This is a genomic window from Actinocrispum wychmicini, assembly GCF_004345645.1.
Classification (GTDB): domain Bacteria; phylum Actinomycetota; class Actinomycetes; order Mycobacteriales; family Pseudonocardiaceae; genus Kibdelosporangium; species Kibdelosporangium wychmicini.
In genome coordinates this window covers 54,191-64,211 of sequence record NZ_SLWS01000019.1, presented here as the reverse complement: position 1 = coordinate 64,211, position 10,021 = coordinate 54,191, and the positions used below count along the sequence as shown (strand labels likewise).

At 69.9% G+C, this 10,021-nt stretch carries 9 protein-coding genes; 7 read left to right on the top strand and 2 right to left on the bottom strand.

What is annotated here, in order from left to right:
• The first annotated feature begins 2 nt into the window (after positions 1-2).
• The gene (locus tag EV192_RS50325; RefSeq protein WP_132125934.1) at positions 3-1,010 is read left to right on the top strand and encodes a sugar phosphate isomerase/epimerase family protein; all 1,008 of its coding nucleotides are present in this window, start codon (positions 3-5) and stop codon (positions 1,008-1,010) included.
• A gap of 12 nt (positions 1,011-1,022) precedes the next feature.
• A complete protein-coding gene (locus EV192_RS50320) occupies positions 1,023-1,862 on the top strand; it encodes a sugar phosphate isomerase/epimerase family protein (protein ID WP_132125933.1) in 840 nt (279 codons plus the stop codon).
• Positions 1,863-1,957: 95 nt separating this feature from the next.
• Here EV192_RS50320 and EV192_RS50315 read toward each other — a convergent pair whose 3' ends face one another.
• Positions 1,958-2,731, bottom strand: a complete 774-nt coding sequence (locus tag EV192_RS50315; RefSeq protein WP_132125932.1) for a MerR family transcriptional regulator — start codon at positions 2,729-2,731, stop codon at positions 1,958-1,960.
• Positions 2,732-2,854: 123 nt separating this feature from the next.
• On the opposite strand from EV192_RS50315, the gene EV192_RS50310 reads away from it, so the two are divergent.
• The 5 genes from EV192_RS50310 to EV192_RS50290 all read left to right on the top strand — a co-directional run bounded on the left by EV192_RS50310 (position 2,855) and on the right by EV192_RS50290 (position 9,088).
• The gene (locus EV192_RS50310) at positions 2,855-3,784 is read left to right on the top strand and encodes a hypothetical protein (protein WP_207926921.1); all 930 of its coding nucleotides are present in this window, start codon (positions 2,855-2,857) and stop codon (positions 3,782-3,784) included.
• A 27-nt stretch (positions 3,785-3,811) separates the two neighbouring features.
• Positions 3,812-4,042 carry a hypothetical protein gene (locus tag EV192_RS50305; RefSeq protein ID WP_132125930.1) on the top strand — a complete coding sequence of 77 codons (231 nt, stop codon included), beginning with the start codon at positions 3,812-3,814 and terminating at the stop codon, positions 4,040-4,042.
• A 13-nt stretch (positions 4,043-4,055) separates the two neighbouring features.
• Complete coding sequence (locus EV192_RS50300; protein WP_132125929.1) at positions 4,056-4,796, top strand: SDR family oxidoreductase; 741 nt, start codon at positions 4,056-4,058, stop codon at positions 4,794-4,796.
• 63 nt (positions 4,797-4,859) lie between these two features.
• Complete coding sequence (locus EV192_RS50295) at positions 4,860-5,192, top strand: YciI family protein (RefSeq protein WP_132125928.1); 333 nt, start codon at positions 4,860-4,862, stop codon at positions 5,190-5,192.
• Positions 5,193-5,320: 128 nt separating this feature from the next.
• Positions 5,321-9,088 carry a patatin-like protein gene (locus EV192_RS50290; protein ID WP_165961018.1) on the top strand — a complete coding sequence of 1,256 codons (3,768 nt, stop codon included), beginning with the start codon at positions 5,321-5,323 and terminating at the stop codon, positions 9,086-9,088.
• Here the strand turns inward: EV192_RS50290 and EV192_RS50285 are convergent.
• Positions 9,066-9,977, bottom strand: a complete 912-nt coding sequence (locus tag EV192_RS50285) for a ferric iron reductase (RefSeq protein ID WP_132125926.1) — start codon at positions 9,975-9,977, stop codon at positions 9,066-9,068. The two genes, EV192_RS50290 and EV192_RS50285, sit on opposite strands and share 23 nt — an antisense overlap.
• Positions 9,978-10,021: the final 44 nt, after the last annotated feature.

The following is a 10,021-nucleotide window of genomic DNA, read 5'->3' as shown; positions in this document are numbered from 1 at the left end:
GGATGAGCCGACCGATCACGCTGTTCACCGGGCAGTGGGCGGACCTGCCGTTCGAGGAGGTGTGCCGGCTCGCCGCCGGATGGGGCTACGACGGACTGGAGATCGCCTGCAGTGGCGACCACTTCGAAGTCGACCGCGCACTGTCCGAACCGGACTATGTGGCCGGCCGGCACAAGATCCTGGCCCAGCACGGCCTGAAGACCTGGGCGATCTCCAACCACCTGGTGGGTCAGGCGATCTGCGACGACCCGATCGACGAGCGGCACCAGAACATCGTGCCCGCCCGGATCTGGGGCGACGGCGACCCCGAAGGCGTCCGCCAACGTGCGGCGAAGGAACTCTCGGACACCGCGCGGGCCGCGGCGAAGCTCGGGGTGGACACGGTCATCGGCTTCACCGGCTCGAAGATCTGGAAGTACGTGGCGATGTTCCCGCCGGTGTCCCAGGCCGTGGTCGACGACGGCTACCAGGACTTCGCCGACCGCTGGGGGCCGATCCTGGACGTGTTCGACGCCGAAGGCGTCCGGTTCGCCCACGAGGTGCACCCGTCGGAGATCGCCTACGACTACTGGACGACGAAGAAGACCCTGGCCGCCGTGGACAACCGGCCGGCGTTCGGGCTGAACTGGGACCCGTCCCACTTCATCTGGCAGGACCTGGACCCGCTCGGGTTCATCCTGGACTTCGCCGACCGGATCTACCACGTGGACTGCAAGGACACCAAGAAGCGCTTCGACGGCCGCAACGGCCGGCTCGGCTCGCACCTGGCCTGGGCCGACCCGCGGCGCGGCTGGGACTTCGTGTCGACCGGCCACGGGGACGTGCCGTGGGAGGAGTGTTTCCGCGCGTTGAACGCGATCAAGTACACCGGGCCGATCTCGGTGGAATGGGAGGACGCCGGCATGGACCGGCTGCGCGGCGCCGAGGAGGCCGTGAAGTTCGTACGGGGGCTTGTGTTCGATCCGCCGGCCGCGGCCTTTGACGCGGCGTTCAGCACGAAGAAGTCCTGAAGGGATCAAGCCATGGGAATGTCGAGACGGGCGATGCTCGCCGGTGCCGCCGCGCTGGGCGCGGCGGCCACCCTGCCCAACGTCGCCGCCGCGGACACGGGTGGCCGGGGCCGCCTGCGCGTCCCGCCGGACGCGATCAGCATCCAGCTGTACTCACTGCGGTCGCTGCTGGAGAAGGACGTGCCGGGGACCCTGTCGGCCCTGGCGGACATCGGGTACCGCCGGGTCGAACTGGCCGGAACGTACGGCTACCAGGCGGCCGAGTTCAAGTCCATTTTGGATAGAAACCACATCACCGCGTCCTCGACGCACGTGGGCATCGACGGCGCGAACCTCGACCAGGTGATCGCGGACGCCAAAGTCCTTGGCAACACAAGGATCGTGCACCCGTACTCGAACTTCGGCACGGTCGCCGGATGGCAGTCGTTCGCCACCCGGCTGGAGAAGGCGGGCGCCGCGGTCCGCCAGGCCGGCCTGCACCTCGGCTACCACAACCACGACCAGGAGTTCCGCCCGGTCCAGGGCAGACTGCCGTACGACATCCTCACCCGCGGCACCACCGAGCTGAACGTGCACCTGGAGATAGATCTTTTCTGGGCGGTCAACGGCGGCGCCGACCCGGTCTGGCTGGTGTACCAGAACTTCGGCCGGGTCCTGCAGTTCCACGTGAAGGACCGCAAGCCGGACGGCACCATGACCGACCCGGGCACCGGCGCGATCGACTTCGCGAACATCTTCCGCCGCACCTGGCACGAAGGCGTCCAGGAGTTCATCGTCGAACACGACCAGCCCACGGATCCGCTACACACCGCCAAAGTCGGCTACGACTACCTGTTCGGCCTGCGGTTCTGACGACCCACGGTCGGGACCCTGGGAAGGGTCCCGACCGGGTCACCCGACACTGCGCCGCATGATGACTCACATCCTCCGCGCACTCATCCGGTTCCTCACTTCACATCGCGCGTCATAGGGGATCGTTCCACCCGTTCGCGGACGAGTTCGTTGAGCCGGAGCCACGCCGGGGAGTAGTCGTTCACATAGGCCCCGAGCAGGGCCTGCTCGTCGTCGGACAGCACTTTCTGCATCGTCCAGTCCGCGGTGTCCACACCAGCGGCCTCGACCTCCCGCAGGAAGCGGTCGGCCATCGTGTCGGCCAGGTCGGCCAGCCGGGGGTCGGTGGGATCCCAGTCGTGGGCCTGGTCGTAGGTGCGGTAGAACTGCCGGAAGCCGGTGTCGGCCAACTGCGCGCGCTTCTGCGCGATCCACTCCAGAGCCTTGTCGGGATAGTTGGCCGCCAACATGATCCAGCCGTCGCGTTCCACCAGCACACCACGCTCACTGACGCCGAGGGCGCGCAACTCCTCGATGTACTCCGCGATCTCGGCCGGCAGGAACAGGTGCTCGCCGGCGACGAGGCCGGCGACCCGGCGCCGGCGCTGTCGCAGTTCCTCGATCTGTCGCGCCAGTGCCTGGTCGATCTCGTCGACCGCCTGGGCGAACCGCTCGGGGTCAGCGGCCATCAACTCCTGGATCCGGGTCAGTGGCACGCCGGCCTCAGCCATCGTCTTGATGCGGATCAGGTGCACGACCGCCTGTGCGTCATAGCGCCGGTATCCGGAGGCGTCGCGTTCGGGCTCGGGGAGCAGGCCGGTCTGGTGATAGTGGCGCACCGCGCGCACTGTCACCCCGACGTACTCCGCGAGCCGCTTGATGGTGAGCAACGAGACCTCCTGGACGCACATTGTGGCCGGTTCCCGGCGAACTGGGCGCGGCGGCTTGACCTTGACCCTGCGTCAGCCTTCGACCATGGCTCCATCGCTGTGACCACGAAGGAGACGATGGCCGTGTTCAGCCCCTGGAAGCAGTGGCACCGCCCGCTGATGACGAACGTGACTCTGATGATCGGGCTCGCCCTGGTCGCCGGCATCGGCTTGCTCGTCGACCACCGCACGCTCCTCGACGAGTCGGTGTGGGTCAAGCCGTTGAAGTTCGGTTTCGCGTTCGCCGTCTACTCCGGCACGCTCGCCTGGCTGTTGACCAAGCTGCACAAGGCCGCACGCTTCGGCTGGTGGCTGGGCACCGCGTTCGCTGTGGCCGCCACCGTCGAGGTCGCCGGCATCACCGTGCAGGCCGCGCGCGGCACGTTCAGCCACTTCAACTCCAACCTGTCCGACCCGATCAACCAAGCGACCACCCAGGCGTTCACCTACGGTGTGGCCGCGTTGTTCCTTGTCCAACTGGCCATCGCCGGGCTCGTGCTGTTCCAACGGACTGGTGACCGGGCCGTGGTGACGGCGGTCCGGGCGGGCATCGCGCTGGCCACGGGCGGCATGCTCGTGCCCGTCTACTGGATGGTCACCGAGGTCCACCCCCGCATGGTCACCGACGCCAACGGCCAGCAGGTCCAGATGTACCAGGGACACGGCATCGGCGACCCCGACGGGCACGGCATGCCCATCACCCACTGGAGCATGACCGGCGGCGACTTCCGGGTACCACACTTCGTCGGCCTGCACGGCATCACCGTGCTGCTGTTGGTGACCGCGCTCGTCGGCAGGGCGACATGGCTGCGCACTGAGAAGGTCCGCGGCCGGCTCGTCCGCGTCGCCGCCCTCGGCTACACCGGGCTGTTCGCGGTGGTCGCCTGGCAGGCCGGCCGCGGCCAATCCCTGGCCCACCCCGACGCCAAGACCCTCATCGCCTTGGCCGCGGTCGTCCTGTGCACCGCCGCCGCGGCCACAGCGGTGACCGCCAACGCCCGACGACACGACTAGGCTCGACCAGGTAGGTAGGGAGGCGGGATGACGGACGAAGAGCTCGTCATCGAGTTCGCGCTCACCCGCCTGGACCACCCGGACCTCGATCTGGAGGAGGTCGCCGGGCTGGTCGTCAGGCGGATGGGCGAGGACGGCATGCTGGAGTTCGCCTCCCGGAACCTGGCCACCCGTGACGAGTTGCGCGGCGCGGTGTTCCCCACCGCCGTCGAGCACGTGTTGCGGGTGATGTTGACCCTGCGCGGCCCCATCGACTGACAAGGTGGAAGCCATGAAGCTCACTGTCATCGGCGGTACCGGACGGATCGGCTCGCAGGTGGTTCGGAAGCTGACCGCCGCCGGCCACGAGGCTGTGCCAGCGGCCCCGTCCACCGGCGTCGACCTGCTCACCGGAAACGGCCTGGACCAGGCGCTGGACGGCGCCGACGCGGTGGTCAACCTGGCGAACTCGCCGACCTTCGACGAGGCGTCCCTGGACTTCTTCCGCACCTCGATGGACAACCTGTTGGCCGCGGGCGACCGCGCCGGTGTCCGGCACCAGGTGGTCCTGTCGATCGTCGGCGTGGACCTGGTGCCCCAGTTGGATTACTACCGGGCCAAGACCCTGCAGGAGGACCTGCTCCGCCAAGGGCCGACGCCGTACTCCGTCGTGCGTGTCACCCAGTTCTTCGAGTTCATGGCAGCGGTCCTGTCGTGGACGTCCGACGACACCACCGTGCGCCTTCCTGCCACCCGCGTGCAGCCGATGGCCGCCGCGGACGTCGTCGACGCGGTCGTCGAGGTCGCCACCGGCGCCCCGCTGCAGGGGATCCGGAACTTCGCCGGCCCGGAGGTCTTCGCCCTCGACGAACTCGGCCGGATCACCCTGGCGGCCCACCATGACAACCGGACTGTCGTCACCGACGACACCGCCGGCATGTTCGCCGCCGTCACCGGTGACGTGCTCATCGCCGGCCCGGACGCACACCTGGCACCCACGCGGTACGAGGACTGGGTGCGAACGGCCCGATGAGTTCGCGGCGCCTCGTTGGTCAGTACCGGCGAACAGCCAGTACGGACCGAAGGAGGACCTGCGATGCCGAAATTCGTGACCATCGGGTACGGCGACCAGGAAGGCTACGACCGGACCGACCCGGCGGTGCGGGACGAGGCGCATGCGCATGACGCCCGGATGAGCGCGGCGGGAGCGGTGATGGGGATCGCTGATCCGCCTGTGCGGGTGCGCAACCCCGACAGTGCCGGCAGGTCCGTGGAAAGTGGCGCGTTCATGTCGTCGGCGCTCCCGGTCGCCGGGTTCGGGATCTTCGAGGCCGAGTCGCTGGCGGAGGCCATCCAGCTGGTGTCGAGGACGCCGTGTGCGGTCGCGCACGGCGTGGTCGAGGTCTGGCCGCTGCGGGATGCCCCTTAGGGCGACCGAGTTGCTCCGATTCAGCGAACCGGGATCACGGATGGGTGGCGAAGAGTAACCCTCTAGTGCGTTTGGCCGATCATTGGGCGTCGAGAACGGGGTAGAGACGCAGGGTGGGGATGGTCGCCGTGGCCGATGATCTGACTCAGGAAGAGGTCCGGTTCGCCGTCGTCCTCAACGGCGGCGTCAGCCTGGCGGTGTGGATGGGCGGGGTGGTCCTCGAACTGGACCGGCTCACTCGCCGCACCGGCGCGTACGAGCACCTGTTGGGCCTGGTGGGGGCGTCCGCGCGGGCGGACGTGATCAGCGGGACGTCGGCCGGCGGCATCAACGGGGCCGCGTTGGCGTTGGCGCAGGTCAACCCGAGGGCGGACCTGAGCAACCTGCGTGAGCTGTGGGCCGAGCAGGGCCGGATGGACCTGCTGCTGCGCACCCCGTTCAAGGGCGCGCCGGTGTCGCTGCTGAAAGGCGACGAGTTCTTCCTGCCGAGGCTCGAAGACGCCATGCGCCGGCTGACCGCGCGGTACGAACCCAGCGAGGCGGCGGACCGGCCGATCGACCTGCGCGTGACCACGACCCTGCTGCAGGGCCGGACCAAGACCACGACCGACGCGTTGGGGCAGCGCCTCACGCAGCGGATCCACCAGGGCATCTTCCAGTTCACCCGGCAGGGGCGGGACGACTTCCGGACCGAGGACGGCGGCCTGCCGCCGGACCTGACCCGCCAGCTCGCGCTGGCCGCCCGGTCGTCCGCGTCGTTCCCGGTCGCGTTCGAGCCGTCGTTCGTCGGGGTCGGCGAGGACTCCACGATCCGGCACATCGCGTCCTGGTGGGAGGACGGCGTCGACCACTCCCAGTTCGCGGTCGACGGCGGGGTCCTGGTGAACACGCCCACCAAGGAGGCCCTCGACGCCATCGACAAGATGCCCGCCGAGGGGCCGACGCGGCGGGTGATGCTCCTGGTGTTCCCGCACGCCACCGCGTCCGCCGACCCGCCGGCGCAGACCAGCGCGGCCCAGCCGAGCGTGCTCGACACGGTCCGGTCGATCATGCGGGCCCAGTCCAGCCAGAGCAACCGGACGTTCGTCGACGAGATCGAGAAGTACAACCGGGGTGCGGCCGCCCGGCGCGGCGGCCGCAACGCCCTGCTGAAAAGCCTTCGAGGTGGCGAGCCGTTGCCGCGGCGGCTGTACGAGCTCGTTGAGACGCTTTACCCGCACTACACCGACATCCGGCTCCGGCGCGCCGCCCGCAAGCTGGCCGAACGCCAGGTCGTCGCCCGCGCCAAGCTGCACCAGGACGACAACGGGGCGGCGTGGTCGTTCGAACGGATCCGGGACGCGGTCGAACTCGCCCACCAGGACTGGCTCGACAAGAACGGCTCACTGCCGTACGCGCCCAAGGACTGCCCGCCGAACGGGGTGGACCAGCTGGCCGCGCCAGGCAGCGAGGGGTGGCCGTGGGACCTCTCCACCGGTGAACGGCTGGCCGCGTCCGTTTTGGACATGCTCAAGCGCGTGGTGTGGGTGATGCCCAACGACGCCGCGCTGCACCAGGTCTACGAGGCCAGGCGCAAGGTGCATTCGGCACGGGCCCGGTTGCGGACGCTCCGCGAGGCGATGCACGCCGAGTGGGAAGCCGACATGATGGTCTCCCCGGACACACACTGCTGGTCCGACCGCCTCGCCCGGTACGACCGGGAAATGAAGGGAACAGAGGGAAACCTGGTCCGCGGGTACATCTTGGACATCGCGCGGGCGTTCGACACCGGCGCCGCCGCACTGTCCACAGCGGACCGGTCGATGCTGCTGCGGGACCCCAGCCTGGAAGCCTGGCAGGAGTTGGCCAGCCAGGCCGATGACGACCCGGACGCGACGCTGCCGCAGCCGTTCCGGTCGCTGTCGCGGCTGCTGGCGCTCGAAGTGGCGACCACGTGCCTGGCCGACGACTCCGAGTCCCCCGAGGAACAGCAGGTCGAGCTGGCGCAGATCAGCCTGCAGACCGAGAACGCCTTCGCCCGCTACAGCGTCGACCCGGACGACAAGGCCGGCGGCTACTCGCTGTCCCGGTTCTCCGGGTTCCTCAAGCGGTCCTGGCGGGCCAACGACTGGACCTGGGGCCGGATGGACGCGGCCAGCATGCTCTGCCGGGTCCTGCTCGACCCGGCCCGGGTCCGCCGCTCCGCCGACCTGGCCGGCCTGCTGCCGGCCGGCACCCTCACCGAGGAGGAGCGCGCCGAGGCGGCCAGGACGCTGGCCAGCAAGGTGGTCGGCGAACTGGTCACCAAGCTGTTCGGCGACACACCCACCGACAAGGACATCGTGGCCTGCCGGGACAACGCGATCGACGAGCTCACGTTCGCGTACGCCGCCGAACCCGGCTCGGCGCTGCCCGCGACCTGCCCGTACCTGGCCGAACTGGTCGCGTGGTCCTTGCACATCCAGGTCGTCCTTCAGGAGCTGCCGGAGGTTCGCCGGGCGGTCCTGGCCGACGGCGTGGACGGTGCCAGCACCCGGTCCAACAGTGCACGCTTCGTCAAGCAGTACGCGTCCCTTGTGGACCAGATCGAGCATCTCCCGGCCGGGCAGGAGCTGTCCGCGCACACCGTCGACATAGGACTGAAGGCGCTGCAGGCGTTCGACCGGGCCGGGATCGGCCGGGAGCCGCTCGGCGAGGAGGCCGCCAGCGACCAGATGATCCGGACCGCCGCGAGCGCGGCGGCCACCGCGATCACCGTGGTGGACAGCGACAAGCTGGGGGTGAAGGCCGCCCGGCCGGTGACCCGGTCGTTGCGTGGGCTGGTGCTGTTGCCGTACTGGACGATCCTCGGCCTGACCCGGGGCGGCCAGCTGGCCCGGTTCCTGGGCCAGTTCGGGCTGGCGGCCGGTGGGCTGCTGCTGGTTCTCGCGGTGCTGGGGGCGTTGCCCGACTGGGCGGAGACGCCGGGAGCCGCGGTCGGCGCCGGCGCTGTGCTGGCGGCGTTCGGGTACAGCGCGTTGCGGACCGGGAGCATGCTCCACGGGCTCGTACTGTTGTCACCCGGCGTGACCATGGTGACGTACGGGGCCACCGAGGCGACGAAAGCCACCGGGCGAGGCATGGCCGGACTGGTGGGGATTGTGCTGTTTGTGGCCGCATTGCTGCTGATCGGCAGCCTGCCCGGGGCGACGCTGACCCCGATGGGCGGGCTCGCGAAGCTGAAGCGGAACTTCGTGCCGTGGGTGAAGGCGAAGCACTGGCTCGGGCCGCTGGCCGGGCTCGCCATCATCGCCGCGTGCGTGGGGATCGTGCTGTCCGGAGTGCTCGCGTTCCTCAACCACAACCAGGCGCTGGTGGTCGGTGTGGCGGCGGGGATCGTCGTGGCCTCCGGTGTGTTCAGCTACTTCAGCGGCCGGACCCTGCGGACCTGGCAGCAGGAGCCCGGCAAGGACACGTGGACCGACCCGCCCACGCAGGACCCGGCCGCGTCGGCGGCGACCTGGGCGGTCGTGTACGGCGGCTGTTACGTGGCCGCCGCGATCGGCCTGTCGTTCGTGGCGCCGGAAACGCCGTTCTCGGGCGCCTGGTGGTCGGTCGCGCCTTGGTGGGCGAAGGCCGCGATGGCCACCGCGATCGCGTTCGCCGCCGTACTGCTGCTGGTCGTCCCGTGGTACGTGCCGTGGCGCGCCCGTGCCGAGGTTCGCCACAAGCTGATCAACGAGGCCGGCCCGGCCGTCTACAAGAAAGACGATCGCGCGTCCCTGGCCACGGTCGAGGCCAAGCTGTGCCAGCGCCTCACCACCCAGGGCATGGTGAACCGGCACCTGGCCAGGTGCCCGGCGAGCGGCGGCGCGTTCGCCCTGACCCCGGCCGGCCGGCGGGTCGCCAAGGCGATCAGGGCGAAGACGTCGGCCTGAGCCCGGTCTCGATGGCCGCGTCCGCCGGCTCACGCGGGTGGACCATGCCGAAGCCCCGCCGTTCGCGGACCAGCGCGGCCCGGTCCGGCAACGGCAGCAGCGGACAGTTCGAACACAGCCGGCCCGCGCGGTCGCTGTGCAGGTACGCCAGGCAGCACAGGTGCCGGGTCTGGATGCCCTGCTTGGGCTCCTTGTCGTCGAACGCGAACCACTCGACCAGGCCACGCATGGGGTTGCCGGCCAGCCCCGGCAGGGTTCGCGCGTCCAGCAGCGCGTGACACTCGGTGACCACCGGCCTGGCCAGCGCCGGCGGCAGGTACTCGATGGCGGCGTCCATCACCACGCCGACCCACTCGGCCGCGTTCGTCCACAGCAGACGGTCGGGGACGTTCACCAGCGACACGGCGGCCGCGAACATCGGCGCCAGGTTGCGCGCGTACAGGCTGGTCCAGACGTGCTCACGCAACTGCTCGACGGTGGCCACGGCCGGCCCGGTCACCGGGAAACGGGTCGGCCGGTCGGAACACCGGAGCACGTGCCGGGCCCGGTAGCCGCGCCGCAGGGCGATCCGGGACGGCAAGTGGTCGCGGAACACCACGGAGACGCGGCCGGGGGACAGGTCGACGCCGACGCCGTTGGCCAGCCCGACCAGCGCGACACAGGTCAGCGCCGCGCAGTACTGCCGGGACATCCGGGAGACGCCGATCCGCGGATCAGCGTCTTGCGAGGTGGGTTGGGCACGGGCGATCGCCTCGCAGAGGAACCCGCTGTCCAGGAACCGTTCGCCGGGAACCGGCTCCGGCGCCAGGTCGGGATCGGGCAGGTACCGGCCGCGCGTCATCGGCCCCATGGCGTCCAGTTGACGGGCGAGCTGCCATCGCCAAGTCATAGCCGACTACAGTATACCCGTCCCGTTACCATCAGCAATGTCGT

Bases quoted from the DNA above. Each gene is read 5' to 3' on its own strand.
- EV192_RS50300 (WP_132125929.1), top strand. From the start codon at position 4,056: ATGAAGCTCACTGTCATCGGCGGTACCGGACGGATCGGCTCGCAGGTG.
- EV192_RS50320 (WP_132125933.1), top strand. From the start codon at position 1,023: ATGGGAATGTCGAGACGGGCGATGCTCGCCGGTGCCGCCGCGCTGGGC.
- EV192_RS50325 (WP_132125934.1), top strand. From the start codon at position 3: ATGAGCCGACCGATCACGCTGTTCACCGGGCAGTGGGCGGACCTGCCG.
- EV192_RS50285 (WP_132125926.1), bottom strand. From the start codon at position 9,977: ATGACTTGGCGATGGCAGCTCGCCCGTCAACTGGACGCCATGGGGCCG.
- EV192_RS50295 (WP_132125928.1), top strand. From the start codon at position 4,860: ATGCCGAAATTCGTGACCATCGGGTACGGCGACCAGGAAGGCTACGAC.
- EV192_RS50305 (WP_132125930.1), top strand. From the start codon at position 3,812: ATGACGGACGAAGAGCTCGTCATCGAGTTCGCGCTCACCCGCCTGGAC.